The following is a 26,731-nucleotide window of genomic DNA, read 5'->3' on the forward strand; positions in this document are numbered from 1 at the left end:
GCTCTACGTCGGCGGTGACGGCTGCTGGGAAGTCCTCTCCCGCGAGCCGATGCTCCGCTCCCGCGTCTTCCGCCGCCTGCCCTTCCGCCCCCTGGCAGCCGACGAGATCCCCACCCTCATGCGGGACTACCTTCCACCTGCGCGACCACCGCATCGGCTCCGCCCCAGACCAGGCCCACGCCCTCGTACGCCTGCGCGCCATCCAGAGCGCCCTCTTCTTCCGCGGCTACCTCCTGCGCTGGCAGATGGAAACCCTCGGCGCCGGCCTCACCACCCGCCTGCTCAGCCAGCTCACCGCGCGCACCTGCGACAAGCTCCGGGCCACGGCCACGATCGAAGACGCCGCCGCCACCGCCCTGTCCATCCACCTCTCCCACGGCCCCACCGGCTTCGGTCTGATCACCTGCGGCAACACCGCCCCCGACGGCAGCTCCGTCCGCCTCCCCGTAACCGGCAGCCCGTACTCCGACGAGGAGACCCGCTACCTCACCGTCCCCTGGCAGTGGCGCAGCCACCGTCACATCCCCACCGAGCTCAGCGCCCTCCAGGTCCTCCACCTCGAATCCGACGAGCCTGTGCTCTTGCCCGAACACGCCGCCCCGCTCATCGCCGCCCACCTCGCCTACCGCCGCCACCAGGGCGCCACCGACACCGACCCGCTGTTCATCCACCCCGATGCCCCCGGCAGCAAGAGCCCCGAGCCCGGCCTGCGCGAAGCGGTCATGCGGACCTGCTACCGCATCCACCTCAACCCCGCCTGGCTCCACCGCTCCCACTGCCGCCACGGCGACGAGGACCAGCGCGACGCCCAGCAGGCCGGATGGATGCACCTCCGGGGCCTCGACCTCACCGCCCTCAGCGACGACGTACGCAGCCGCCTGTGATCAGCGACGCGGAAGCCTTCGGACCCGGCCCCGGCCGTCAGGGCCCCCGCAGGTACAAAACCGCCCACAGGTCCCACGTCCTCAAGCGACGCCTGCTCGCCGCCGGCATGACCGCCTGGCAGCTCGCCGACCTCCTCGGCGTCCACGAGCACCAGACCGACCTCGACGAACTCCCCGACCTGCCTGTCCACGTCCTGCTCGAACTCGCCCGGCGCCTCGACATCCACCCCGCCGACCTCCTGACCGGCTCCGACGAACTCTTCGAGCGCCCCCGCCACCGCGAAATCACCGACCGCCGCCCGGCCGGCGCCGACCGCGACGCCCTCACCGTGATCACCGCCCTCGCGCACGCGGACAGCCCCCTCACCGCCGACACCCTCGCGCTCGCCCTGTCCTGGACCCGCCACCGGCTCGACGCCGCCCTCGACTACGCCCGCGCCCACCCCAACGTCGGCGGCGCGCTCGTCGTCCGCCGCGTCCCGCCCGACGCGTTCACCGCCACCCCGCGCCTCGACATGCTCCGACCCGATCAGGTCGACGGCCTCGCCGAGCGGAAGAACCCCCGTCCGTCCGTACGCGGCTGCATCCAGCCCGCCGAGGCCGAGGTACTCCTCCGTGTCTGGGTCGACGGCGGTATCGACACCAACGACGCCGCTCAGCGCCAGGCCCTCGAAGACCTCGCCGCCGCCGAGATGGTCACCCGCGGTGACATCGTCGACCAGCTCCACGACAACGTCGCGTACAGCCTGCGGATGCTCTCCGAACCGCCACCGGAAGGCACCGGAACCCCCTCCGCGCTGCCACTCCGGTACTGACACCCCTGATGACCAACCCAGTGACATCCGGTGTCCAACCCCGCTGACATCTCGATGTCCAACGTCAAGAAGGTCTAGCACTCAAGAAGGTCTATCAAGAAGGTCTACTAGCACTCCAGGTATCTTCGATACGCGATCATGGATGATGGCGGACCTTATACCGAAGGAGGGGCGGGCAAGTTGGGGTACGCGACGCCCATCTACGCCCCCGAGCAGGTCGATTACCGGTTGAGCGAAGACTGCGGATGCGACCGGGCCGAGGATGCCCAGGTCGAGTACCGGCTCGCCGGTGAGAGCACCCTTCGGTGGATCGGCGGGGGCCTGGCCGAGTTGGATCTGGTCGCCGGTGGGCGCGTTGATCCGGACGCCGCTCGCGTGCTGATGGACGGTCGGGATTGGCGTACCGGCGAGCAGCTGGTCGCGAGGAAGAAGGCCCTCGATCCGCGGGGGAAGGTGACCGCGCGCGTGCTCGTCGACGCTGTCTCCGAGGCCGCGGCCACGGCGGGGAGAACGGTCTCGGAGTACTTGGGTCGGCCCGCGTTGGCGAAGCGGTTCGGTCAGGCCGAGCGCGGCATCCTGCGCGACGGTGAGACCCACCTGCTGCCGCTGGCCGACGCCGAGCGGCTGGCCGCGGCTGCCGGGCTCGACCTCGACGCTCTGTACGGCGCGGACACAACCGCCGAAGCCCGTCAGTGGATGCGGCATCACATCGATGTCGGCCTGCGCGGCGTGGACATCACCCTCGATCTGCCGAAGAGCGTCTCCGCCGCCTACGGGCTGGCCGGCGCCGAGCTCGCCGGGCGGATCGAGGAGGACTGGCTGGCCTCCGTGGCCGAGGCCGTTCACGCCCTGGAGCAGTGGGCGGCGTACGGCATGGCCGGCCACCACGGGGACGGCCGGCAGGCCGAGCGGATGGAGACGTCCGGGCTGATCGGCTGGACGACCCTGCACCGTTCCGCGCGGCCGGTGGACGGCTCGCCCGGCGACCCGCACCTGCACGTCCACGTGAACATCGCGCACATGGCGAAGTGCGCGGACGGCAAGTGGCGCACCATCGCAGGCGGCGGCGAGGACCTCCACCGGTACGCCCACCTGGTCAACGAGATCGCCGAGGGCCGGCTGCGGGCGCGCCTGGCGGAGTCGTACGGTGCCAGGTTCGGGCGTTCGGAACGGACCGGGGCGTGGGAGCTGGCCGGGATCGACGAAGGGCTGCGTGAGGCGTTCTCGAGGCGCCACCGGCAGGTCGTCGAGCTCGCGGGCGAGGGCGCATCGCGCGAGCAGCAGAAGGCTGCCGCCCGCAAGAGCGCGGAGGCCAAGGAGGACGCCGAGCCGGGCGCGCCGAGGGAGGCCTGGCGTACGCGGGCAGCCGCCGTGCTGGGCGGGGGCGAGCGCGCGGTCGATGCGATGGTCGCGGCCGCCCTGCCCGGCTGGGACGGATCCGCACCACTGTCGGCCGACGGCGGCGGCCCCAGGGTGCCCGGACCGGCCGAGATCGCGGACCTGATCTGGGACGCCGAACACGGGCTCACCGCCTCCCGAAAGACGGTCTCGCACACGCACGTGCTGGCGGCCGTCGCGAAGACGCTGCCGTACCTGCGGTCGGTGGAGCAGCTGACCGCGCTCACGGACGAGGTCCTCGCGGTCGGCGGCCACGCGGTTCGCCTGGCCGACTCCAACCGCGGTCACCACACCCACCGGCAGCGCTACACGCACACCACGGTCGTGGCCGCCGAGCAGGCCGTGATCGAGTGCGCCACGGCCGGGCTGGACCGGGGCCTGGCGCAGCTCACCGCCGAGGCCGCCGAGATGACGCTCGCCGCCGTCGAGGTCGCGCACTCCACCGTCGACCGGCCCTTCGCCTTCGGCGCCGAGCAGCGTGCCGTGGTGACGCGGCTGCTGACGGCCGGTCACGCCGTCGACGCGGTCATCGGCGTCGCCGGCGCGGGCAAGACGACCCTCATGCAGGCCGCCCGCACCGGCTGGGAGGCCGCCGGGCTGCGTGTCGTCGGCGCCTCCACGGCCGCCGTGGCCGCCGCGAACCTGGCCGCCGAGGCGGGCATCGACTCCCGGACCGTCGCCGCCTGGACCCAGCAGATCGGCGACGGCCGTGGCCTGCACGGGGTCGGCGTACTCGTCATCGACGAGGCCGCGATGGTCGACGACCGGGCGCTCGCCGCCCTGCTGCGGCACGCGGCCGGCACCGGCACCAAGGTCGTCGCCGTCGGCGACCCGCTCCAGCTCCGCGCGGTCGGCATCGGCGGCGGATTCGCCCGTGTCCACCGCCTTGTCGGCGGCCTGGAACTCACCGAGAACCACCGCCGGCGCGACATCGTCGAGCGCGCCGCCCTGCACGACTGGCGGACCGGCGCCCGTACCAGCGCGCTCGCCACCTTCGCCGAACACGGCCGCGTGCACGCCGAGGACACCGCCGCCGAGACCCTGACCTCCATGCTCGGCGCCTGGAACGAAGCCCGTACCCGCTGGACCGGCGACCCGCACGGCCAGGTCGCAGAACTCCTGCTGCTTGCCGCCCGCCGCGCGGACGTCGCCGCCCTCAACGCCGGCGCCCGCGCGACGCTCGTCGCCTCCGGCGAGCTGGCGCAGGGGCGTACGTACGCGGTCGCGGGCGGGGAACGGATCGCCCTCGCCCCCGGGGACCTGGTCCACATCCGCCGCAACGACCACCGATCACGCCGGGACCCGGCCGCGGCCGACGTCCGGGGCGGCTTCCGCGGTGTGGTCCTGGCGCTGGACGAGCGCCGCGGCGTACTGGTCCAGTGGCGCAGGCCCCGCCCGACGGCCGCCGGCGGGTTCGCGCTGCGCGAGGCCTGGATGTCCGTACGCGACATCGTCGAGGGCCGCCTCACCCACGCGTACGCGATGACGGTCGCCTCCGCGCAGGGCCTGACGGCCGAAGTCGCCATCGCCTACGGGCTGCACGCCGACTCCCGCACCCTCTACCCGGCCATGTCCCGCGCCCGCCGGGAGAGCCACCTCTACCTGCCGCTGCACGAGCTGGAGGACCACCCCACCCGGGCCGCGCTCGGCCCGGCCCGCACCGACGCCGACCGCCTCGACCGGGCGGTCGCCGCGTACGGCCGCATCCTGCGGGCCGACGCCGACGACCACATGGTCACCGACGAGCTCACCCGCATCCCTGCCGGGGCCGCCGACGAACCGTCGTACGCACCGTGGCACCAGCGCCCGTACGGCCACCTGCCCGCACAGCACCTGACGACCCGGCAGGCCGAGGAGCGCGCGGCCGCGCAGCGCGCCGAGGAACTCGCCGACACCTACGAGCGCCGGGCCGCCGAACAGCAGGCCGGGTCGGCCGCCCCGATCACCCCGGGAGAGGCCCTCGCCTCGGCGGCGTACGAGCTCCTCTCCCGCGCCGGGGCCTGGGCCGACCGGGCCCGCGAGGAAGCCGGACGCGGCGCGGCGGCAGAACGGCACGCCGAGTCGGTACGCCGGATCCGCGAGCGGATCGAGGCGTCCGGGCAGAAGGGCCGACTCGCACTCCGCCTGGCCGGCACCAGCAGGCGCGAGGCCCTCGCGCTCACGGCGCAGTACCAGCAGCAGTACGAGGCCGCGACCGCCGAAGCCGCCCGGGCGAAGCGTGCCGCGGCCGAAGCCCTGCGCGAGGCTTCCGAGACCCTCACCACCCACCCGCACATCGCCCACCTCGCACCGGGCGGGACCTGGAACCCACCGAGGGACGCGCAAGAGCTGGCCGCCGTCCTGGAAGCGATGCGCCGGCGCGTCCCCGTACTGGCCGCCCGCCTCGACGCCCGGGTCGCCGAGGACGCCCGACAACTGCGCGCCGAGGCGGCCGCGCAGCACGCCACGGCAGCACGCCATCGTGAAAGCGCGACCGAAATGGAGCAGGAGGCGACCCTGCGCGAGGAGATGCGCTCCACGGCCCCCGTCCGCCATGCCCGCGAGACCGACGAACGCGCCGCCGCCCGGCGCGGACAGCAGTACCGGACACCGTCCGCGCAGGCGCCCGTTCCTGCTCCCTTCCCGCCCTCCCGAACTCTGCTGGCGCCGATCCCGGACCACCCCGACCTCAGCGCCCGCCCGCAGGGCCGCTGACACGCACCGCTGCTCCAAGCACAGGGACATCCGACTGGCCCGACGGATCAGCGATGGCCTGGTCTCGTACCAGGCCGACGTGCCCGCACGTTCGTCTGCCGTCCGCCGCCTTGATCGGATTCTTAGAGGATGCCGCTGTTGGACTCGAACTGGTGGTCACCGAGCGGGAGGTCATCGAAGTAGAGGGAAGTGCCTTCGCCTGTGAGCACGGCTACCAGGAACTCTGCGCACGACTGATCGTGCCACTCCCACTCGGGCCCACGCCCTTCATTCAGTGCGACCGTCCACTCCTCCGGTTTCTGACCCGGCTGGACGAACCAGTAGAGAAGGTGACCACTTCCTTCGATATAGGCCCAGGGGACCACCCGCGCGCCCTCGGTTTCGAGTTGGACAGGCTTGGCCTGGCCGCCCTTCCAGAACATGGCAAGCAGTTCGTCGCATTCCTTGGTCTGGGTGAGGAGGTCGTAATCCTCGGCTGCACAGTCCGGCTCAAGCAGCCAGACCGTCTCGTCGAAGACTCCACCGCCGTACGCCTCGACGAGCTGCTTGTAGTCCTCGGGCAGTGCATGGCCAAGGCGGGCCTGGACGTCTGCCCAGTCGCGCGGCGCCGCTACCGAGAGCGGGGGGACGAGCTTGGTGAGGCGTTCCACAGCGGGATTCATGCCGGTGCTCCTGGGGGGGGCAGATCAGTATGTGGGGACGTTCAGATGGTGGTGCGCTCGGTGGGGCTTTCGCTCTCGTAAGGGGTGAATGGCTTTGTTGGTGAGTTTCAGGAACGTCTGTTGCTCAGCGGCAGGAACGCCCGGTTTCACGGGAGAGTGGTGTCGCTGAGTTCCGCGAACACCGCGGTGCTTGCTTGGGGACCATGGTTGTGCTCTGCACGACGAGGGGCTCGTCGTGGTGCTCCGCCGTGCACGCCCCGATGGCCGCCACCGACCAGATCCCGGACAGCGGTACCGCGTCCGCGGCCTGATCCACGATCATCACCTTGCCTGGGCGCGGCCCAGCCAGCCGCGCCCCCGCTACAGCCCACACGGCTGCCCTACCCCTTACCCCGCCCCGCGCGCAGTCGTGCCCCGCACTGCCCTGCCCGGCGTCCCGCACCACTAGGAGAACTACCCCCGTGAACAACCCGTACGCCCCGCCCGTCCCCTTGTACTCGCCTGCCGTGCCCGCAGTGCCCGAGTTCGGCGAAGCGCAGTGGAATCACCTGTGCGACTTGCTGTCCGTGTCGACCGATGGGAGGACCAGATGAGCACGGGAAAGCCGCCGATCAAGTGCAGTTGGGTTGACGCGATCCAGAGTGAGCGGTCAAGCCGCGCCGTCGGGTTCGCCCGCTGTACGGGGCCTGCAGTGGACGGCTCCCCCTACTGCGTGGGCCACAACCAGCTAGCGGCGGCCGGGCACAAGAGCGGCAAGACGAAGAGTCCGCGCAACTGACGGGCGTGCTGCCTCCCTCGCCGCCGACCCCTGCGCAGCCGAACGAGAACCACATGCCCGTCCGCGCCGCCCACAGCCGCGCCGCCGTGCTTGCCTCTGCCGCACCACAAGGCAGGACTCGCCCAGTCCCCAGATGGATGCGGCGGCCGCCAGATCGCGCTCGGCGTGGCGCCCCAAGTTCCTCATGCCCCGGCCATTGACGTGAGCCCGCCGCTGCCAACGCCTGGCTTCCACCCGGTATGTGCGAGTGTTCTTGGTATTCGCCAACATTGGACCGCTGATCAACGACGAACTGTTGTCAGCACTCACCAACAAGTGCTCTTCGTTCTCACCTACGCAGTCAGGTGAACCGCAACTTCGGTTGCCACGGGCGTGTAAAGAGAGCGCATACGACAGCCTGACGTGCCTACCTACCGACGACCCGGCAGTGTCCCCGTGCAGACAAGCCCGTGGCGCAGGCTCGGCCCGTGAACTGCGGCCCCCGAGTAGCAAGAAGGCGCCGTTGATGGGAGGAGTCACACGAAACCGGCGCTGGAACGGAACTCGTGCGCCTCTTCGGTCGGGAAGTCGTAGAAGATCTCGGACTCGAGGCCTCCCGTGAGGAGGATGGACTCCAAGAACTCGGAGCAGGACTGGGGGTGGAGCTCCCATTCTCGTCCGCGCCCCTCCTTGACCAAGACTGGCCATTCGTCGGGTTCCTGACCGGGTCGGGCCAGCCAGTAGAGGCAGTCGCCGTTTTCGGTCACGGCCCAGGCGAGGGTGCGGGACCCTTCCACTTCGAGTTGGGTGGGCTTGGGCTCTCCGCCCAGCCAGAGCCGTTGCTGTGCCTCGGCTCGATCGCGGTTCTCCGTCACCAGGTCGTAGTACTTGTTGGGGGAATCCGGCTCCAGTACCCAGATGGCGTCGTCGAAGAGGCCACCACCGTAGAGGTCGACGAGCTGCTTGTAATCGCCTGGCAGGACCGTTCCGAGCGCCTGCTCGATCTGTGCCCAGTCGTGGACACGGGGAGCGTCGGATGGAGGGATGGCTTGCACGAGGTGGACGATCGCAGTCGACCTCGGTCCGGCGCCGCCGGACACGGCATCGGCGGCCGTGGTCACAAGTCGTCCTTCGTCCCGAGGATGGCGGGGCCGCAGCCCTCGGGGAGGTTGGCCACGATGATCTCGATCGCTTGCTCAAGGTTCGCGGGCATGCCAAGGGTGGCGCCATCCGAAGGGCGAAAGACCAGGAGGCGGCCATCCGACCGGATCACCGTGCCGACATCTGTCGTCCTCGGGAAGCTGATGCACCGGCTGAGGTAGAGACTGCCGTGGCTGACCGTCGGGAAGAGTTCCCGCAGCCGCGGCTGGGCGTACGCGGCGCGAACCACGGCGGGATCGATCAGGTCCGCGTCGTACTTCAGGACCGACTGCCATTTGTCGGCCACGATCTCTGCGGCGTTGCCAGGGGTCTCGGCGGTCGTCATCCGGCGGAGTCACCTTCTCTTCGGCGGGTTGGTGGTATCGGGAGGGCTGAGTTCTGGAATGTCCGGTCTCGGGACGTGGACCCTCTCATTGTTCGAGTACCAATGGATGGAGTCCCACGAGCGGCCCATGGGATTGGGGTCCCCATCGGCGACCTCCGCCTCGTGCATGCGCACGTTGCGGGCAACGACACTCATCTCCCAGGCCGTCCCGAAGTTGATCGGCCGGTTGTTTCGGTCAGTGGAGAACCCCTGGCCGTCGCTGACGGCCTGCTGGAACGCCGCCACGATGGTCTCCGGGGTGTTCCAGTTGCTTCTACGCCCTGAAGCATCGGGCATGCCGTCGAGCGTGAAGGACAGGGTTGTGTTGCTGTCACCGACGGCGGCCATGACGTTGGTCATCCAGACGGGTTTGTTGTCCTCATCATCGGAATCATCGGCGACCGACGCCCCGTCCGGCATCAGGCGCTGCTTCGCGATGCGGCGGCCAGCGGGTCGTACAGGTATCGCCAGCGGGTGCCGTCCGGAGTGGTGACCCAGACGAGGCGGTCCTCCGCGCCCCAGCCGTACCGTCAGGTGTCCGGCTTGCGCGAGAGGCGACGCTTCTGGCGCAGGACCACCCGGTCCTGCGCGTCGTGTTCGTAGCGGATCGCGCCCGCCCCGACGAGGCGGGTGCCCACGTACGTACGGGGCCCTGCGGCGTGGTCGTCCGCAGGCCATGCGGCGGAGGTCTGGTTGCCGGACTCGTCGTAGGCGTACTGCTCGCTCCAGTTCTCGGCGGTCACCCCCGTGACCCGGCCCTCGCGGGTCAGGTCGAACCGACGCCGGCCGGCGAGATGGTCGTCGACCGGTCAGGTGGCCGTCCGGGCGGTAGCCATAGACACGGTGCTGGACGGTCTGGTCGCCGCCGACTCGGACATGCTGGTCGGTGAGGCGCCCCTGGTCGTCGTACGCATGGTCGATGGTCAGCGCGTCGCCGATGCGCTGGGTGGTCTCGCGGCCCGCCTCGTCGAACTCGAAGGTCACCTGCCGGCCGGAGGTGTTGAGCACGGCGCTGCGATTGCGGGGACGGCCCAGGTACTGACGGCTCCGGTCGGCGTGGTGCGGCGGATGCGGCGGCCCGCCTCGTCGTGGACGTGGGTGAGCTCACGGCCGTTGCACAGCTCGGGCAGGACCCCGTCCGCTTGGTCGCGTACGTACAACAGCTACGCGTCGGGGCCGGTCGCCCGTTCCAGGTGGCCGGAGGTGTCGTAGGCGAAATGGGTGAGCGCGCCTTCCGAGTCCTTGACCGTCACCCGGCCGGCGGCGTCGCGTTCGTAGCGGACCGTCTGACCTGCGCCGTTGGTACGGCTGGTCAGTCGACCCATCGCGTCGTGCGTGTAGCGCAGGAGGCGACCGTCGCGTGGTCCCTGGGCGGAAGCTTGAGGACTGCTGCAGGAGGTCCAGTCCGGGGCGTTCCGCGGCGGGTTGCTGCCGGCTTGCCGACCGGGCTTCCGCCGCTCCCGCCGGATCGGGAGCGGCTGCTTGCCGGCTCTATTGCGCGTAGCGGAAGTCGTAGTAGCTCTTGCCTGCGACGAGGACCGAGGTGAAGGAGACGGGCAGGCCCTGCCCGTCGCGCGGTACTTCCTGGGAGGTCTGGCGGGTGAAGCCCAGCGAGACGCCCGGCACGACGACGTTCTCCGGGTCCTCGGCGTCCACGGTCCACCCGCGCTCGCGCAGCTCCGCGAGGAGTGAGTCGGCGGGGGTCGTGAAGACGTCGTGCCCGTCCAGGAGGACACGCGTGCTGCTCTGTTGGCCTTCGCCGGGCCACCACAGTTCCACGGCCGTGGTGTTGTCCTCCGCATCGAAGAAGACCGTGTAGCCGACCCCGTCGAAGTCGCCCATGAGCCGACGCGCCCGCCGGGAGGTGGGGCCGATCACCCGCGGCTCTCCCCAGGGCCGGAGCGCGGTCAGGACCTCCTCGTACGGACTTCCCAGGTGTACGGGCCCGGCGGCGGTAGGTGGTGCCAGGAGCAGATCCATGTCGTTTCTCCGATTGTCTACTTGAGCACTTCGTAGTCTATTTCCCAACCCCGTTTCTCCAGCATCTTCTGGAACTTCCTGTTCACCTTGAGGCTCTCGACCATGTCCGCGATGTGCGTGTCGTACTTGTCGCCGTACAGCTCTCGGATCTCGTCGATGTCCATCTTCATCGCCAGATCCCACCGGCCGGCATCGATCAGCGCACGTTGATCGGCCCGCCACTTGATGGACTCCGCGCTGGACCCGGTGCTCGTCACACCGCGGTGATCGTCGTACTCCATCCGGATCGCCGGGCCCATGCCGGCGCCGCCGCCGTCCTTGTTGGTCTTGAAGCCGGGCTCGTCCAGGTGCGCGTACGCATTTTTCGCCGGGATGTGGTTGACCTCCATGTTGGTTTCCGTGCGCCGCGTACCGTCGTCGTTCTTGAGGTTGGCCGGGCTCAGGCCGCTGTACCAGCCGCCGTGCTCCGTGCAGCCCTTGGCGATGAGGCCCTCGGGGTCGGACCAGCGGTGCGGGTTGAGCACGTACGCGACGGGGTTCGCGGCCGCGCCCAGGCCCAGAGGGTCGGGACTGGCGTAGCGGGCGGTCTGGGGGTCGTAGTGCCGGTGGAGGTTGTAGTACAGGCCCGTCTCGGCGTCGTCGTACTGTCCCGGCATGCGCAGCGGCGTGTAGGCGGCCGCGTTGCGGTTCCAGGTCGTCGCGCCCCATACGGTGGCCCGAGCCTGCCAGGCGATGTGGCCGTCCTCGTCCACCAGCTCGCTCGGCGCGCCCACCAGGTCGGTGATGATCGCGAAGAACCGCGCGTCGGTGTGCTGATTGGCCTGCGGCTCGGCGGTCCGCGGAGTCTCCGGCGCGAGCAGGCGCCGTTCCCACTGCGCCAACGGGCGGTATCCGTCGTACTCCCACGTGGTGACCGTGGCGTGCGCGGTGTCGACCTGCTCGGCAAGACGGGTGCCGTCCCAGGCGAAGTACACGGAGTGCACGGCGGTTCGGTCGTCCTGTGCCATACGGTGCTTTGCCGTCCGGCGCCCCAACGGGTCGTACTCGTACCGCCACAGGACCCCATCGGGGGTCCGGCAGGAGGTCATGCGATTCTCCGCGTCCCAGGTGTACCGCCACGCTTCCTTCCGGCCCGACAGGGTCGTCCGGTGCCGAGCCACGGTGCGCCCCGCCTCGTCGTACTCGCACCGGATGTTCCCCGCGCCGAGCAGCCGTGTCCCTCGGTACGTGCGCTCGCCGCGCCCCTCGGTGCGGTGCGCGCGGTCCGGCCAGTCGGCGGCAGTCTGGTTGCCGGCCAGGTCGTAGGCGTAGGACTCCTGCCAGTTCGCTGCCGTGACCCGGAGCGGGCGGCCGACCGGGTCCATCTCGAAGCGGACCGTGACGCCGTCGAGTTCGTCGGTGAGGTGGTCGAGGTGGCCGTCCGCGCGGTAGCCGTAGGCACGGGACCGCAAGGTCCGGTCTCCGGCCGTCACCCGGCGGGTGGCGAGCCGGCCGGCGGTGTCCCAGGTGGAACCGATGACCAGCGGTCGGTCATCCGTTCCGATGGTGCGCGTCAGCTCCCGCCCCCGGCCGTCCCGGTCGAAGCCGATGTGGTGGCCGCCCACCAGAAGGCTGCTGCGTCGGCCTGCCGTGTCGTAGGAGGCCCGGGAGACGGTCCCGCCCGGTGTGGTGCGTGCTGCGACCCGGCCTGCGACGTCGTAGGCGTATCGCATGGTGCGCCCGTTCACCGTCTCCGCGACGATCCGGCCGAGCTGATCGCGTTCGAGCGTGACGGAGGCGACGGATTCGCCTGCGGGATCCGTGGCGGACGGGGACGTCGAGACGGCGGAGGCGAGCTGTCCCGCCGGGTCGTACCGATAGCGGGTCGATGAGGCGCCCACGTGCTTGCCGGTGACGCGGCCGCAGGCGTCGTACTCGCTGGTGATCACTTCGCCGGTCGGGGTCGTGACGGAGATGATCCGCCCCGCAGCGTCGTAGGCGTAGTGGAGGCAGCGGCCGTCGAAGTCGGTCTCTCGCGTTACGTTCCCGGCCGCGTCGTAGGTGTAGTCCCAAGTGAGGCCTTGCGGGTTGCGGACCTGCACGAGTCGCAGCTCGGTGTCGTGCCGGAACTCGTAGCGGGCGCCGTCGGCCCCGGTGCGCGCGGTCAGCAGGTCGAACGGGCCGTACTCGAAGTGGGTGGTGTCGCCCGCCGCGTCCGTGTGCGCGGTGCAGTTGCCCTCGGCGTCCCAGGTCCAGCTCTCCACACCGCCGTCGGGCGCGGTCGCGCGCAGCGCCCACCCCTCCGGGCTCCATTCGGTCCGGGTCACCGCCCCCTGGGGGTCGGTGCCTTCGAGGGGGCGGCCGAAGGGGTCCCGTACGACCGAGAAGGTGTTTTCCAGGGAGTCGGTGAGGGTGAGGGCGAGGCCGGCGGCATCGCGGGTGAGCCGTTCGACCGCACCCGTCGGGTCGGTACGGCTGATCACCGCCCCGTTCTCGTCGTGGCCGAAGCGGGCGACGGAGCCGTCCGGGGCGAGGACGGCCGTCCGGTTGCCGCGTTCGTCGTACTCCTGTCGCCAGGTGGCGCCGTCGGGGCTGGTCAGCTCCACCAGCAGGTTCAGGCCGTTGTACTGGGCGGTGGACCGGGTGCCGTCCGGGAAGTCGAGGACGGTGAGGTTGTCCTGGTCGTCGTAGGTGAACCGGGCGGTGTTGCCCAGCGGGTCGGTCCTGGCGAGCAGGTTGTCGAAGCGGTCCCATTGCCGCAGCACGGTGTGTCCGAGCGGGTCGGTCTCGGCGACGACCTGGCCGAGGCCGTTGATGTGGTGGGTGGTCACGGCGCCGGTGGAGTCCGTGAACCGGGTGATGCGCAGGTCCGGGTGGTGCGGATCGGTCGCATAGGAGAAGCGGGACGACAGCATGCCGTCCGGGCCGGTGGTCCGTACGACGCGGCCGGCCGCGTCGTAGGCGTAGGAGTACGTCGCTCCGTGGCGATCGGTCCACGAGGTGATCCGGCCCGCTCCGTCGTAGGCGAAGACCAGCGGAGCGCTGTCGGCGTGGGCTACGGTCCGGAGGTTCCCTGCTCCGTCGTAGCCGAAGGTGTGGAGCGTCTGCGGTCCGGCGGGCGTGCGCAGGGCGTGCGCCGTGAGGCGGCCCGTGGGGTCGGTGGTGAAATCGACCTGGTAGCCCCCTTCGTGGGTGGCGGAGATCGGGCGGCCGTCCGCTTCCCGGTCGAAGTGCACGGCGTTGCCGTTGCGGTCCGTGATGGAGCTCAGCCAGTGGCAGGCACTGCCGTGGTAGGGGTTGCCGGTGAATGTACGCGTGAGGCCGGAGTGTGCATCCGATACCGCGTATGTCACATCGCCGAACTCGGTGCGTTCCACGAGGCGCAGCGGAAGCCGGGAGCAGGCCGCCGGAAGGACGGCGTCGCGCTCGTCTCGCGGCAGCCGCGGGTAGAACAGCAGCGAGCCGTCCTCACGTGCCCAGACACTCCCGCCCAGGCCGTCGATGTCGATGTCCATGCGCTCGTCGACGGTGGAGGCCCAGCCGGGGCCGTAGCTGCGGCCGTAGTCGTACCCGGAGACGTGGGTGCGGCGCAGCAGCAGCGGCAGCACACCGGGGAGGGCGAGGTCGGTGTGGGCGAGCACCATCTGACCGCTGGCCACGTCGACCGGATCGGTGGCGCAGCGACGCGTGTTGAGGGGCACACCGTTCAGACGCGGATCGTCCTTGACATCGCGGGTGGACTTGGGGCCCCGGGCGGCCGATCCGTCTGCGCCGCCACTGCCCTTGCCCTTTCCACCCGAGTCATGCCCGGGGCCCGTCCTGTTGCCGTCACCAGAGTTCTTGCCTTTGAGGCGGTTGAAGGCGTCGTGGATTGCGTCGTCGTTCTTCTTGTGGTCGGTGGATATCTTCTTGACGGCTTTGGGGAGGGTGGTGCCGACGTGGTCGCCCATGGCCTTGGTGGCCTTGACCAGAGCTGCCATGGCCTTGTCGGCGACGGGGTCGATGGCCTGGGCGATGGAGTCGCGGCCGCGGGTGCGGCCGTGGTGGGACTTGGCCTTGGTCAGGTGCGTGGTCGTCTTGCCGTGGATGTTGGTGCTGACGGAGTTGAGGTTGGTGCCGGCGCGGGTGTGTTCGGAGTGCTCGATGTGGAGGTCGGTCAGGCCGGTGCCGCCGCCACCGGGGCTGCTACCGCTGCCGGCTCCTGCGCCGCCTGCGGAGGCGAGGTGGAGGGCTTCCTTGCCGGACTTCACGCCGTCGTTGAAGCCGTCCTTGCCCGCCTGCTTGGCCTGGTCGAGGTCGACGCCGTCCTGGAAGCCGAGGGCCATGGAACCGAGCTGGACGACGAGGTCGGCGGCCAGGCCCTCGAGGGCGGCGACGGCCGGCTCGGTCATCGCGGAGACGATGTAGCCGACGGCTTCCTCGACGCACTCCTTGATGAGGCGCTTGACGACCTCCTGCGTGGCGCGCATCGCGGCCGCGCCGAAGAGGGCGGACAGGCCCGCGGTGACGGGGATGAGGGAGAGCGCGATGCCGGCTTCGGCGGCGAGGTAGCCGAGCTGGACGAGGGCCGCGTACTTCATGGCCTCGACGGCGTCGGCTGCCATGTCCATCGCGCCGGCGATGGTGCGGGCGGCGTCCGCGATGTCCTTGAAGTGCTTGCCCTTGACCGTGTTCCAGTGCCGGTTCAGGGCCTCGATCGATTCGCCCTTGCTGGCGGAGAGGAGGCGTTCGACGTGGTTGTTGGCGAGCTGGCCGTCGTCGAGGAGGTCCTCGGCGAAGTCGCGGAGCGAGTCGGCCATGGCCCGGTAGGCGTCCTCGTCGACATTCGGCCAGGCCACACCGATCAGGTCCAGCAGTGTGTCCGCCCAGTCGGGCACCGTGACAGCCACGTGAACCTCATCTCCCCGCGAGTCAAAACCGATCAAATAGTCGAACAGTCCTATCACGCAACCGATCTGACAGATAATCCGCACCCGCAAATTCGGTCAGCCGGGGAAGGGATCGCAGCTGCATCCGGGCGTGCGACACGCATGCAGATGTTCACGAACGCACGCCGGGGGCTGTTGTGGCGCGGTGGTCCGAAGCCCTGCGGACGGACCGCGGAAGCGCCGCCGCGGTCGTAGTCGAGCGGCCTGGTTGAGGAGGCGAGGTGGCAGGATGACACGGTGTACGACGACTCTCTGCGTGAACCGTGGCTGCGCGGCATCGCCTTCAATCCGGCGGCGCCCTCCGACGTATTGATACGCCTGTTGGATCGAGCGGCCGGTGAGGCAGGCCTGCTGATGTGCGAGGGCCGTGACCTGCCCGACGCCGTCATCGACGCTGCCCTGCACCATCCGGACTACGTCATCCGCCGCGCGCTCGCCCGCAACCAGTACGTCGACCCGGCGCGGCTCGCCCCCCCTTGGCGGCGGACCCGTCGGGAGTCGTCCGCGTGTGGCTCGCCTCCGGCCCCCGTCACTTCCCCCGACGGGTCCGACCGCTGCCGGACGACATCCTCGTGACCCTCCTGATGGCCCAGGACGCGGGCGAGGACGGCAAGATCACCAAGGACGAGATCATCGCGGGGCTCGATTCGTCCCGGCAGATCCCGCTGTCCTTCTTCCGCGCCATCGCCGGCCACGAGAACCCCGAACTCCGGATACGGGCTACGTGGAGGTGGGAGTCACTCACGTCGGCACAGCGGGCGGGGCTGCTCGACGATCCGGACCCCGCGATCCGTGAAACGGCGCAGGACAGGAACTGGCGGATGGACCCGGAACGGGTGGCGGCCATGCTGCCGTCCTTCGGCTCGCGCAACGGATTCGTGTTCGACACGTGCGCTCTGTCCCCCGCGCTCGTCGAGCAGTGCTTCGCGGACGGCACGGTGCTCCCCTTGGCCCGCAACCCCCACACCCCGGCCTACGCCCTCGCCCGGCTCGCCCGCCACCCCGACGCGGAGGTCCGCGCGTCGGTCGCCGCCCGGCCCGACGTGGGACCGGACATGGTGGCGGAGTTGAGGGAGGACCCGCACGGCTACGTGCGGATGTGCGCGCGCCTCCACCCCTTCCCCCGTACCTGGGCGGAGTACTGGGCGATCGATCAGGTCATCGGGCATGGTCCTGACTGCACCTGCCCGATCGGCGAGCCGTTCAACAAGTCGGACATTGAGCCGGACGTCGGGCCGTCACCCGACTGGTTCGCCGCCTGTGCGGTGTCCGAAGAACCGGGGCTCCGCCGGGTTGCGGCAAGTTGGCCCGGCCTGCCGGCGGAACTCGCCGGGACGCTCGCGCAGGACGACGACGAGGAGGTGAGGATCCGGCTGGCCTGCCACCACCCACTGGCTCCGCCGCACCTCCTCCTGGACGTCTTCGTCACCCGCCCGGCCCACCGCCAGTACCTGATGGACCTGCCCGCGTTCCCCCGTACCGGCTGGGCTCACCTCGTCGACCACCCGGTTCCCGAGGTACGGGCCCGGGCCGCAGCCGATCCCGCCTTGCCCGACCCCCCGTTGGAGGACCCCGACGCGTCGGTGCGCCGGGCAGCGGTCGCCAACCCGAACCTGTCACCGGAAGCCCTGGAGACTCCCCTCGTCGACCCCCATACCGCCGAGGGCGCTGCGTCCAACCCGTCCCTCCCCGCTCCGCGCATGCACGCACTCCTCGACCACTGCCTGAACGGCACCGCCACCCCGCCGGGGGCCGCCCAGCGCTGACCGGCGCCAACGGCACCCGGACTTCGTGGGCCCGGTGAGCTGCGCAAGGTGCATCGGAGTTCGCCGGCGCGCGGTGCTTCGCGTCTGGATTCTCGCCGGTGACCAGGTTGCTCGCGGCTGCTCCCGAGGCCGACGACTCTGCTCCCCGCGCCTGCGGGGATGACCCTGCTGGAACGCTGGAGCGCCCCAGGCGGCGGTCTGTCGGCGCATGCCGGGCGGCTCTGTGGGCCTTCCACTGGTCTGACAGCGGTTCGACCCGGGGATGCTACCGATCGATCGTTCATGGCCTGATCGAGGCGCCTGCTATTGAGGCGTACCCAAGCGCCATTCTCGAGAGATCGGGACCAGATACGGACAGGTGTGTCTTTGGCTGGTGCGCGCTGTCTCAGCCCGGGTCCCGCGGTTCTGCTGCGCCCTGCGCTTCGCTCCGGTGCTCGCTTCGTCGTATGAGCCCTGTGGGGAGGTGGCGCGTGGAGTGTGGTTGCTGTTGTAGACAAGCGGCAGGGTGGTTGCTGCCGTCCGTGGTGCGGAGTAGTTCCTGTGTACCGGATATCGCGTGCGGCTATCGACGGGGCGCGCATTCTGTGGCTAAGCGCCTTGGGGGCGGTCGTGCTCGGTCGGCATCGGCGAGGAGGCTAAGGTCCGCGATGACGCGGAGGCCGGCAGCGGAGAAGAGGCTAGTTCAGTTTTGGCCAAGCATGGTGCCGGATATGTCGGTTTCGATGAAACTGCTTTATGCCGTCGCTCCGCCCACCTAATGTGGCAGGTCAGCAAGCCTGCTCCCCGCGCCTGCGGGGATGAACCCCGGGCCAAGGCCGACAAGGACCCGGCCGAAGGCTGCTCCTCGCGCTTGCGGGGACGAACCGTTGAACCACCCCTACAGGGACCGGTGTTTCCGTCCCTTCGGCCTCATTGTCGGAGGCCCGGGCTGCGGCCGAGTACCAGGTCCGTCGGGACGTGTGCTCGGGGCAGGGCGCGCGCCGGGGTCCGGACCGGCTGGGCTGTGATCCATTGCTGCTCCTGGGCGATCGCCCGATGCGCGGCCGCGTCCAGCGCGGCGCGGGGTACGGGGGTGCCCGCGCTGTGTGCGGCGGTCAGGAGGGCTGCCGCGCTCTTCTGTTCCGCGCCCATCACTGTCGAGTAGGCCCCGGTCAGCGACTCGATCTGGCGGGGGTGCGCGGGGTAGAAGCGCCGGCTCTGGTCGAGGCCGGGGGGTCGATGGCCGATGGAGTCGGTGACCAGCCCGGCTTCTGCCCGCCGGACGACCCATGGGGCGGCGGCGGCCATCTGCCAGCCGGTGGCCGAGAGCCGGTACGCGACTGCGGCCAACGCGCCTGCGCCCCCGGCATCCGCGAGGATGTCGGCGGCGGGGCGGGGCGCGCCGGGCGGTTGCTCGGGCGTCCACTGCGGGCCGAACAGCAGTCGGCCCAGCCGTACGACGCTCGTACGGGAGATCACTGCGGCGGGATGGGGGTCGGGCGACGGCATCCGTACGGCCTTCCCCTGAAGGACCTGCGCGTACCCCGGCGGGGGCAGCTGCGGGTGTTCCCGCGGGTCGCCGGTGTCCACGATGCGGTGCCAGGCCCCGGCCGCGTCCTTCCAAGCCCGCGAGGATTCCCGCAGTGCTTGGGCGGCGCCTTTGAGGCTGTCGCGTGTCGTGTCGTCCGCCGCGTACGACGGGTCTTCGGCGACGTGCAGTAGTACCCGGCCCCCGCGAGTAGACGGCCCATCGCGTTCCAGCGGGAGATCTGTTGGAGGTCCGAGCCGCTCAGTCGTTGTTCCGCGCGGTCGTGGAGGGCGGCGTACGCGGCGCGGGAGAGCCGTTCGGCGTCCTCGGCGAGGCGGGTGGTGAGGGCGTCGGGGGTGTCCGCCGCAGTGGCCTGGACCGGTTCGACGGGTAAGGCCGTCGGGAAGCCGGCCAGGTCGTGATCGGCGTCGCGGGCCGCTGTCCGTGCGTAGACGGAGGCGCGGTCGAGGGAGTTCCTGGCCTCGTCGAAGGCATCGACCGCGCCGGGGTGCTCGGCGCCCTGGGACAGCCGGTGCGCCACCTGCAACTACCGCACCCGGTACGACTTCTACGACGGCTCACTGCGCATGAGGCAGACGCAGCAGCAGGCGCTCGACAAGGGCCGGGTGATCACGGACACGTTCTACGACAGTCGTGGCCAGGTCCGGATGGAGAACGGCGGGTACTTCAACGACCAGCCTCCGTCCAACCAGATGTGGCTCCCGGTCGAGAGCAAGATCCCTTCCTCCAGCCGTACCGAATACGACGGCATGGGCCGTCCGGTGGCGACCATCGCCCGGAAGAACGGGCAGGAGACCTGGCGTACGACGACCTCGTACGGCGGCGACTGGATCGCGGTGGACCCCCCTCAGGGCGACATGCTGACGAAGGCCATCATCGACGGGCAGGGTCGCAAGACCGAGCTCCAGCAGTTCAACGGCGACGCACCGGTCGGAACCCCCGCGAACACCATCAAGTACAGCTATACGCCCAAGGGGCAGCTCAGCTCGGTGACGGATCAGGGCGGCAACGTCTGGTCGTACAAGTACGACCTGCGCGGCCGTGCGTACGAGACGAGCGACCCCGACAAGGGCGTCTCGAAGACCACGTACGGTGTCGGTGACCGTGTCGAATCCACGACCGACAGCCGCAACAACACGATCGCGTTCGCATACGACGTACTCGGCCGTACAACGGCCACGCACGAGGGGTCGCTCCAGGGACGCAAGCTCACGGAGCAGACCTACGACACGCTCCCCGGAGCACTGGGACTGGCCGTCACGTCCACGCGGTACGACGCGAACGGCAATGCGTACACGCAGGCGGTCACGGGCTACGACCCCGAGTATCGACCGCTGGGCAGCAAGGTCGTCATCCCGGCCAACGAAGGCAAGCTGGCCGGGACGTACACCTACTCGAACACCTACAGCGCAACCCTCGGGCTGCCGACCTCCACGCTGTTCCCTGCCGCCGGCGGACTGCCGGCCGACCGAGTGGCGAACGGCTACAACGGCCTCGACCTTCCGGCCAGCACGTCAGTCAACGGTCGTGCCTTCCTGACGAGCTCCGAGTTCACACCGCTCGGCGACCTCGTCCGCACCAACGTCGGCGACGCCAACAAGCAGATCGTCTCGACCTACGAGTTCGACGAGCAGACCCGGCGCGTGAACCGGACATACCACTCACAACAGGCCGGCACCACCGGATACAACCAGATCAGCGACGTCCGCACGAGCTATGACGCTTCGGGCAACATCCTGAAGATCACGGACCTGCGGGACGGCGCGTCCGGTTCCGCGGACACCCAGTGCTTCGCGTACGACTACCTGCGCCGGATGAAGGACGCCTGGACGGCGACGGACGACTGCGCCGCGAAGCCGGGCGCCTCCGGTCCCGGTTCCGTGCCCAAGGTGGGCGGGCCCGACCCGTACTGGGACTCGTACACCTTCGATGCAGTGGGCAACCGCAAGACCGAGGTCAAGCACGACGCCACGGGTGACGTCGCGAAGGACGTCACGCGCAACTACAGCTACCCGGCCTCCGGCCCGGCCAAGAACCGGCTGCTCAAGGTCGACACGTCGGGCCCCGGCGGCACGCGCACCGAGAGCTACAAGTACGACGCGGCCGGCAACACCACCCAGCGGACCATCCAGGGTGACACCCAGAACCTGGAATGGGACGTCGAGGGCCGACTGAAGAAGGTGTCCCCGGCCTCGGGTGACACGGCCAAGGACACCGAGTACCTCTATGACGCCGGAGGCAACCGCCTCATCCGTCGCGATCCCACCGGCACCACGCTGTACCTGCCGGGTACCGAGATCCACGTGGCCAAGGCCACCGGAGCCGTGAAGGGTACGCGCTACTACTCATCCGTGAGCGGGCCGGTGATGGTCCGCGTCGCCGAGGGCGGCAAGACCACCACCTCCTACCTGCTGGCCGACCACAACGGCTCGGCGACAACCTCCGTGGACGCCGCCACGCAGGCGGTCACGCGCCGCAAGTTCACCCCGTACGGCGACGCGCGCGGCGCGAAGCCGGCGGTGTGGCCGGGGCAGAAGGGCTTCGTCGGCGGAACCGTCGACGACTCGACGGGCCTGACGCACCTCGGCGCGCGCGAGTACGACCCGGCACTCGGCAGGTTCATCTCGGTCGACCCGAAGATGGACATGGCCGAGTCCCAGACGATGAACCCGTACGCCTACGCGAACAACAGCCCGGTCACCTTCAGCGACCCGTCGGGCGAGTTCTGGGGCCCGCTGATCCGCGCGGCGGTCGAGCTCGTCGCTGACCTGCTCAGGCGCCTGGCTGCCGGCAGCTCGGCCCCGCCGGCCCCTGGCAGGCCCAAACCGACGGTTTCGAAGGAAGACGTCGACAGGGCGACCAAGATCAAACAGCAGTCCAAGATGGACGTCGCCATCAGCATCGCCAAGGAGGTCGGAAAGGGCCTCATCGGCTGGGAGGACATCGCCGACTGCCTCGGCGGCAACAAGAAGACCTGCCTCATGTTGGCGGGAGAGCAACTCCTCGGCGCCTGGGGCAAGGGGAAGCGCGTCATCAAGGCGCTGGACCGCGCCTGGACGATGTTCAACAAGTGGAAGGACGAGGTCTCCTGGGCGACAGGACTCCTCAGGCGCTCCGATGCGGACGCCAAGGCCATGGCCAAGTACAAGGAGGATATGGCCGACTGGCAGAAGCAAGCCGACGCAGCAGCGGCCGCGAAGAAGGCCGACGAGGTCGAAGCCCCAGCCGCGAGACAGGCCGACAGCGGCGGGAGCGGCGGTGACGGGACGAGTTGCGTCACCAACAGCTTCACTCCGGACACCCCCGTCCTCATGGCAGATGGCACCACCAAAGCCATTAAGGAACTCGAGGTAGGCGACCAGGTCCTGGCCACTGACCCCGAGACGGGCGAAACGGCACCCAAGGACGTCGCTGCGACCATCACCGGCGAGGGCTCGAAGAACCTCGCCGAGGTCACCATTGACACCGACGGCGATGCGGGTTCCGCGACTGCGGAAGTCACGGCGACGGACGGCCACCCCTTCTGGGTGCCCGAACTCGGCCAGTGGCTGGATGCGACAAACCTGGAGCCGGGCAATTGGCTCCAGACCGGCGCCGGCACGCGCGTCCAGGTAACGGCGGTCAAGCGCTGGACCCAGCAGGCCAAGGTCCACAACCTGACCGTCGATGACATCCACACGTACTATGTGCTGGCGGGCGCTACTCCGGTCCTGGTTCATAACTGTGGTTGGAGTGAGCTCGCAGATTATCGTGCTCGTGAAGGAATGCCTGCCCGTGGCGGATCGAGTGGGAATCCCGACGACGACACGTTCACGGCTGCGCGTCTCCAGGTCGGTGGGCAAGTGTTCTTCGGGCGGAACGCACACGGCAGGCCGATAAACATCCGGGTCAACGCCCAGACGAAGACGCATGCGGAAGCGGATGTGTTTCAGCAGGCGAAAGACGCAGGGGCGACCGGAACCCGAGCGGTCCTGCACGTAGACCGAGATTTCTGTAGGGCGTGTGGCGCGACAGGCGGAGTGGGTTCATTGATGCGCGGCCTGGGTGTCGATGAGCTGCTTGTCCATACGCCATCCGGAATATTCACCATCAATGCAGTTCGACGACCATCAACACCAAGACGGCTGGGGTAGACCGCTGTGATCAGGCTGGCAGGAGATAATCGAGTCGGTTCCAAGACGCGCGATTGGGAAGTCGAGAATCCCACGCTGGATCGGATCTCCGAATCGATTGTGGATCTAGATGGAAATCGGCGCACCGAGACTTCTGTGACGGAGGATGACCCTTTTCGCTATCTTTCCATTGCGGGCGGGCCGGACCTCTATCTAGTTACGGGTGAGTCGGCAGAGGGGGAGATTCTCCAGCTAAAGGAACCTGGCTCCGGTTCACAGGAAGTGAGCCTCGTGTGTGGGGGGCAGCTGGGCGTCTTCGAGCGGTCTGAGTTGGTGACGCAGCAGCTAGCGATCAAAGCAGTCTCAGATTTCCTGAATGGTTTTCCTGACGGACTCGGGGCCAGCTGGTCTGTAGAATAGAAACATTGCCGGGGAGTGCGTGTACGCACTCCCCGGCAATGTTTGTTTTTATCTGCGGTCGATCATTACGTCAAGCACGTGCGCGGGCTGGACTTCCGCTTGAAAGGGCTATTTCGAGCAACAAGAGAGTCTACGCCAGTCCAGCTTCGTGAAGTAGATATGCCGAAATTCTCAGGTGTCGGTGGACGCCGAGCGTATCGCGAAGCCGCGCGTAGTTTTATGGACGGAGATGGTCCTGATGGCTCGATCACTCATGTTGCTCCAAGTGGCTCAATCCATCGGTTCGACCCGGCTAGCGGATACTATGGACTGGTAAACAGTGGGGGGACGATCTCAACGTTCTTCCGCCCGACCGATGGGCTCTCGTACTTCCGTCGATCGATTAATTAAGGGAGTGAGGGCGTTGACATTCTCTGAGATTTTCAGCGTCATAGCGCGAACGCTCGGCAAGCCCTCCTTGACGCCTAGTCGAGCCGTTGGATACTGGCGTCAGTTCGTCGAAAACTGCGAGGAGGGCTACGAGGATAGCCTCGCTGAGTACAGAAATGAACTTAGCATCCGGCGGTTCTTGCAGGCGGTGATCGACGACCCGCAGGTTCAGCAATCTGCAGAAGCGCAGTGGTTCAGCGCGGAAGTTGCAGTCATTGACGCGAGGTTTTCGGCGCTGATTGCAGGCGGATTTGATGTGACTGGTGGTTGGGGTTGGTGGGAACGTCGAATTCCTCGCATCGGCGGGGGGACATTCCTAATCGATGTCCGAGATGCGTACGGTGTGGACGTGGAGCAGATCTGAGCTGGCGACGCTGGTCCACTTTCGTTGTGTTGTCGGAAATGGATTGCTCAACTGAGCGGCCTCAGTTGAGGCTCGACAGGATCGATGAGAAGTAATTAGCGTAGCGTCTGAGGTCGCTCCCTTCACAGCTTCAAAGTGCCCCAGCGGCCCCTCCGGATCTGTTTCCGGCGGGGCCGCCGGGGTGTCTGACGGCAGTCTTTGGCGGCAACGCGCACGGACTTGGGTGCCTGGAGCGGCGGAGGGTCGTCGCTGTCCGCTCGCCCGCGACACGGTGTGACGGACTGAGCTGTTTCAGACTTTCTTTACTGCTCAAGGCGACCCGCTGGCGCAGGTCGCGCACGGCCGCCCACCCGGCCCGCTCTCGGCTCCGCCGCCGCGGGCCGGCCAGCGACCAGGCCGCACAGGGACAGCACAGCGCTGTGCCGGAAGCGCGGAGAAGTCGGGACGTACCCGAACGACGAGTCTTTGGTCACGACGAGTGCGACGCCCTGCTCCCTCCTCGGGCACCACCCGCGTCCAGTGCCCACGTCCGCCGGGGATTCGGCGGCGACAGCCAGGGCGACATAGGTGTAGATGGGCTGGCTGGCGACGCCGCCGTCGGCATCGCGCCAGTGCGCGGGCGGGTCCCCCGGCGGCGCCAAGACGGGGCCCGCCGGCGCCACCGCCACGGTTTTCGGGCAGGGCGCCTAAAATTCGACCCGCAGAAAGGGCCTTCTCGCCGCCGAACGCGAACCTGTTGGTGTGGTGGGATACCTGATGGTGCGATAGGCCGCCAGAGGGGCACCAGTGGCTTCCGGCGCCTCGGGCGGAGCCTGGTCGGGTCAATCCCGCGTGTTACTGCTAGTTACCGGTTATTCTGCTTGGAATAACCGGTAACTAGCCGCGGGCGCCCGTAGCCTGAGGATGTGTCGTACAAATGACCGAACAGCCCTCCGGTGTCGCCCTCACCGAGCCAAGTCCACCCGGAGTCGCCGACGAGCTGGCGCACGACCACCACCTGAACGAGGAGACCGAGGCACCGGTGTTCGACGCCGAGCTCGTCGAGTACGGAGCTGGAGACGCGGCGCCGTACCTGGTCACTCAGCACACCGTGCTCGCCCCCGGTCAACTGCCGCCGCGTACCGACGAGCGGCCCGCCTGGTCGACGGCCGACTTCTACGTCACGGCCGAGGACGCCGAAGAGCTCGACGGAGAGGACCTCGCCGAGAACACCCGCGTCAACCGGGACTCCACCGTCCGGGCCTTCCAGGCGTGGTGCGCCGCGCAGGATCCGCCGCGCCTGGCCCGGCCGTGCACCACCGCGACGTACACCGCGTACGGGCTGCACCTCATCCGGCGGGGCAAGGCCGGCGAGTTCAAGCCGGACACCGTCAAGGCGTACATGTCCCGCATCTCGTCCTGGCAGCCGGTGGACCTGCGCCCCGACGCCACCCGGGTCAAAGGCAAGCTCCGTACGTGGCGCAAGGCCTGGGCGGAGGCCGGCGGCGAGGTCGAGCGGTCGGCCGCGCTCACCATCGAGTACAGCCTGGCCCTCATCGCCGCCTGTGACGAGAACACGAACATCGGCAAGCGCGACGCGTTTCTCGTGGCGCTCGGCTACGCCAACCTCCACCGCGAGATGGAGCTCGCCGACCTGCTCGTGCGGCGGCTGAGGATCCACCCCACCGGCATTCACGTCGGCACGGCCTCCTCCAAGACCGACCAACAGGGCAAGGGCTCCTCCCGGTTCATCGAGGACCGTCCCGACCTCCGGCTCGTCGCCCGCGCCCGCGCCTGGCTCGCGGTACTGGAGGAACTCGGAGCCGACGGGCCCGACCAGCCCGTCTTCCGCTCCCTCACCGCCGGCGGGAACCCCCGAACCTACCCGGAAGGCCGCAAGCGCGGTACCCGGATGCGTCCCGGCTCCCTCAACGAACGCATCCAGCACCTCGCCGGAAAGGCCGGCCTCCCGTACATCGACGACCGGAAGGTGACCGCGCACAGCCTCCGCGCCGGGGCCAACACCGACATGGCCGCGGCCGGGGTCCCGCTCGCCGAACGCAACCGGGCCGGCCGCTGGGCCCCCGGCTCGCACACCGCCGACACCGTGTACGACCGCCCGCACGGCCTGGCTGCGAGCGATCCCCTCGCCAAGGTGCCGGTCCAGCAGCCTCAGCTTCCGTAAGTAAGTAACCTCGGCAAGGAGGTTGGCTGTGGGTGGGAGGACTTGCTGGTCGATGACTTGTCGGGCCGCCGCCGGTCCGGCGCCGCTCCCGGCAGTACCCGGCGGCCGCCCGAACCCGTGGCGCACCGCACACCTGAGCCGACGCCGTCAGCGCCGTGGACTATCTGGCCGGGCAGCTCGGCATTGCGGACGCCTCATGCGTGAAACGGTACCCGGAGCGCCGGTCGACGATTACGAGCATGCGGCGGAGATTCAGGAGCGGTTCAAGTACCGCGACCCTCCTGTGATCGCACGCCCCTGCCGCGATCTGGCGACGGGGACCCAGA

General features: G+C 69.2%; 20 protein-coding genes and 1 pseudogene. 11 read left to right on the plus strand and 10 right to left on the minus strand.

Annotation, left to right across the window (positions count from 1 at the left end):
* Positions 1-14: 14 nt before the first annotated feature.
* From ACFV9H_RS12165 to mobF, 3 genes are all read left to right on the plus strand, one after another.
* The gene (locus tag ACFV9H_RS12165) at positions 15-884 is read left to right on the plus strand and encodes a hypothetical protein (RefSeq protein WP_385396813.1); all 870 of its coding nucleotides are present in this window, start codon (positions 15-17) and stop codon (positions 882-884) included.
* Complete coding sequence (locus tag ACFV9H_RS12170; RefSeq protein WP_385396815.1) at positions 881-1,699, plus strand: hypothetical protein; 819 nt, start codon at positions 881-883, stop codon at positions 1,697-1,699. The genes ACFV9H_RS12165 and ACFV9H_RS12170 overlap by 4 nt, the downstream gene beginning before the upstream one ends.
* Before the next feature lie 180 nt (positions 1,700-1,879).
* Entirely contained in the window at positions 1,880-5,791 is a 3,912-nt protein-coding gene (gene mobF, locus ACFV9H_RS12175; protein WP_385396722.1) for a MobF family relaxase, read from the plus strand.
* Between the two features lie 122 nt (positions 5,792-5,913).
* On the opposite strand, the gene ACFV9H_RS12180 is transcribed toward mobF, so the two are convergent.
* The 6 genes and pseudogenes from ACFV9H_RS12180 to ACFV9H_RS12205 form a co-directional block, all read right to left on the minus strand.
* Positions 5,914-6,453 carry an SMI1/KNR4 family protein gene (locus tag ACFV9H_RS12180; protein WP_385396724.1) on the minus strand — a complete coding sequence of 180 codons (540 nt, stop codon included), beginning with the start codon at positions 6,451-6,453 and terminating at the stop codon, positions 5,914-5,916.
* A 1,293-nt stretch (positions 6,454-7,746) separates the two neighbouring features.
* Positions 7,747-8,331: an SMI1/KNR4 family protein gene (locus tag ACFV9H_RS12185; protein ID WP_385396726.1), complete on the minus strand. Its 585-nt coding sequence runs from the start codon at positions 8,329-8,331 to the stop codon at positions 7,747-7,749.
* Entirely contained in the window at positions 8,328-8,696 is a 369-nt protein-coding gene (locus tag ACFV9H_RS12190) for a DUF6193 family natural product biosynthesis protein (RefSeq protein WP_385396728.1), read from the minus strand. The genes ACFV9H_RS12185 and ACFV9H_RS12190 overlap by 4 nt, the downstream gene beginning before the upstream one ends.
* 9 nt (positions 8,697-8,705) lie before the next feature.
* Positions 8,706-9,155, minus strand: a complete 450-nt coding sequence (locus tag ACFV9H_RS12195; RefSeq protein WP_385396730.1) for a polymorphic toxin type 27 domain-containing protein — start codon at positions 9,153-9,155, stop codon at positions 8,706-8,708.
* Positions 9,155-9,223, minus strand: a pseudogene (locus tag ACFV9H_RS12200) (hypothetical protein); the annotation flags it as partial. The pseudogene ACFV9H_RS12200 and the gene ACFV9H_RS12195, both read right to left, overlap by 1 nt.
* 42 nt (positions 9,224-9,265) lie before the next feature.
* Positions 9,266-9,478, minus strand: coding sequence for a hypothetical protein (locus tag ACFV9H_RS12205; RefSeq protein ID WP_385396732.1), 213 nt, complete (start codon positions 9,476-9,478; stop codon positions 9,266-9,268).
* Positions 9,479-9,578: 100 nt separating this feature from the next.
* On the opposite strand from ACFV9H_RS12205, the gene ACFV9H_RS12210 reads away from it, so the two are divergent.
* Complete coding sequence (locus tag ACFV9H_RS12210) at positions 9,579-9,947, plus strand: hypothetical protein (protein ID WP_385396734.1); 369 nt, start codon at positions 9,579-9,581, stop codon at positions 9,945-9,947.
* Here the strand turns inward: ACFV9H_RS12210 and ACFV9H_RS12215 are convergent.
* From ACFV9H_RS12215 to ACFV9H_RS12225, 3 genes are all read right to left on the minus strand, one after another.
* Positions 9,899-10,060 (minus strand): hypothetical protein, encoded by a 162-nt coding sequence (locus ACFV9H_RS12215; RefSeq protein WP_385396736.1) that lies wholly within the window; start codon positions 10,058-10,060, stop codon positions 9,899-9,901. The genes ACFV9H_RS12210 and ACFV9H_RS12215 overlap by 49 nt on opposite strands.
* A gap of 166 nt (positions 10,061-10,226) precedes the next feature.
* A complete protein-coding gene (locus ACFV9H_RS12220; RefSeq protein ID WP_385396738.1) occupies positions 10,227-10,715 on the minus strand; it encodes a hypothetical protein in 489 nt (162 codons plus the stop codon).
* Positions 10,716-10,732: 17 nt separating this feature from the next.
* Entirely contained in the window at positions 10,733-15,583 is a 4,851-nt protein-coding gene (locus tag ACFV9H_RS12225) for an RHS repeat-associated core domain-containing protein (RefSeq protein WP_385396739.1), read from the minus strand.
* A 276-nt stretch (positions 15,584-15,859) separates the two neighbouring features.
* On the opposite strand from ACFV9H_RS12225, the gene ACFV9H_RS12230 reads away from it, so the two are divergent.
* On the plus strand, positions 15,860-16,198 hold the full coding sequence (locus ACFV9H_RS12230; protein ID WP_385396741.1) for a hypothetical protein: 339 nt from the start codon (positions 15,860-15,862) through the stop codon (positions 16,196-16,198).
* Positions 16,195-17,388: a hypothetical protein gene (locus tag ACFV9H_RS12235; RefSeq protein WP_385396743.1), complete on the plus strand. Its 1,194-nt coding sequence runs from the start codon at positions 16,195-16,197 to the stop codon at positions 17,386-17,388. The genes ACFV9H_RS12230 and ACFV9H_RS12235 overlap by 4 nt, the downstream gene beginning before the upstream one ends.
* 909 nt (positions 17,389-18,297) lie before the next feature.
* Here the strand turns inward: ACFV9H_RS12235 and ACFV9H_RS12240 are convergent.
* Positions 18,298-18,957, minus strand: coding sequence for a hypothetical protein (locus tag ACFV9H_RS12240; protein ID WP_385396745.1), 660 nt, complete (start codon positions 18,955-18,957; stop codon positions 18,298-18,300).
* A 182-nt stretch (positions 18,958-19,139) separates the two neighbouring features.
* On the opposite strand from ACFV9H_RS12240, the gene ACFV9H_RS12245 reads away from it, so the two are divergent.
* The 5 genes from ACFV9H_RS12245 (at position 19,140) to ACFV9H_RS12265 (ending at position 26,405) form a co-directional block, all read left to right on the plus strand.
* Positions 19,140-19,289: a hypothetical protein gene (locus tag ACFV9H_RS12245; RefSeq protein WP_385396747.1), complete on the plus strand. Its 150-nt coding sequence runs from the start codon at positions 19,140-19,142 to the stop codon at positions 19,287-19,289.
* Positions 19,290-19,482: 193 nt separating this feature from the next.
* Positions 19,483-23,049, plus strand: a complete 3,567-nt coding sequence (locus ACFV9H_RS12250; RefSeq protein ID WP_385396749.1) for a polymorphic toxin-type HINT domain-containing protein — start codon at positions 19,483-19,485, stop codon at positions 23,047-23,049.
* Between the two features lie 6 nt (positions 23,050-23,055).
* Positions 23,056-23,448, plus strand: a complete 393-nt coding sequence (locus ACFV9H_RS12255; RefSeq protein WP_385396751.1) for a hypothetical protein — start codon at positions 23,056-23,058, stop codon at positions 23,446-23,448.
* A gap of 403 nt (positions 23,449-23,851) precedes the next feature.
* Positions 23,852-24,241 carry a hypothetical protein gene (locus ACFV9H_RS12260; protein WP_385396753.1) on the plus strand — a complete coding sequence of 130 codons (390 nt, stop codon included), beginning with the start codon at positions 23,852-23,854 and terminating at the stop codon, positions 24,239-24,241.
* A gap of 916 nt (positions 24,242-25,157) precedes the next feature.
* Entirely contained in the window at positions 25,158-26,405 is a 1,248-nt protein-coding gene (locus ACFV9H_RS12265) for a hypothetical protein (protein WP_385396755.1), read from the plus strand.
* Positions 26,406-26,731 lie beyond the last annotated feature (326 nt).

Origin of the sequence: Streptomyces sp. NPDC059874 (assembly GCF_042731135.1) — a bacterium.
In the GTDB taxonomy this organism is placed as follows: domain Bacteria; phylum Actinomycetota; class Actinomycetes; order Streptomycetales; family Streptomycetaceae; genus Streptomyces.

Coding starts and splice junctions, on each gene's coding strand:
- ACFV9H_RS12215 (WP_385396736.1), bottom strand. CDS start 10,060: ATGGGTCGACTGACCAGCCGTACCAACGGCGCAGGTCAGACGGTCCGC.
- ACFV9H_RS12195 (WP_385396730.1), bottom strand. CDS start 9,155: ATGCCGGACGGGGCGTCGGTCGCCGATGATTCCGATGATGAGGACAAC.
- ACFV9H_RS12190 (WP_385396728.1), bottom strand. CDS start 8,696: ATGACGACCGCCGAGACCCCTGGCAACGCCGCAGAGATCGTGGCCGAC.
- ACFV9H_RS12220 (WP_385396738.1), bottom strand. CDS start 10,715: ATGGATCTGCTCCTGGCACCACCTACCGCCGCCGGGCCCGTACACCTG.
- ACFV9H_RS12265 (WP_385396755.1), top strand. CDS start 25,158: ATGACCGAACAGCCCTCCGGTGTCGCCCTCACCGAGCCAAGTCCACCC.
- ACFV9H_RS12180 (WP_385396724.1), bottom strand. CDS start 6,453: ATGAATCCCGCTGTGGAACGCCTCACCAAGCTCGTCCCCCCGCTCTCG.
- ACFV9H_RS12250 (WP_385396749.1), top strand. CDS start 19,483: ATGAGGCAGACGCAGCAGCAGGCGCTCGACAAGGGCCGGGTGATCACG.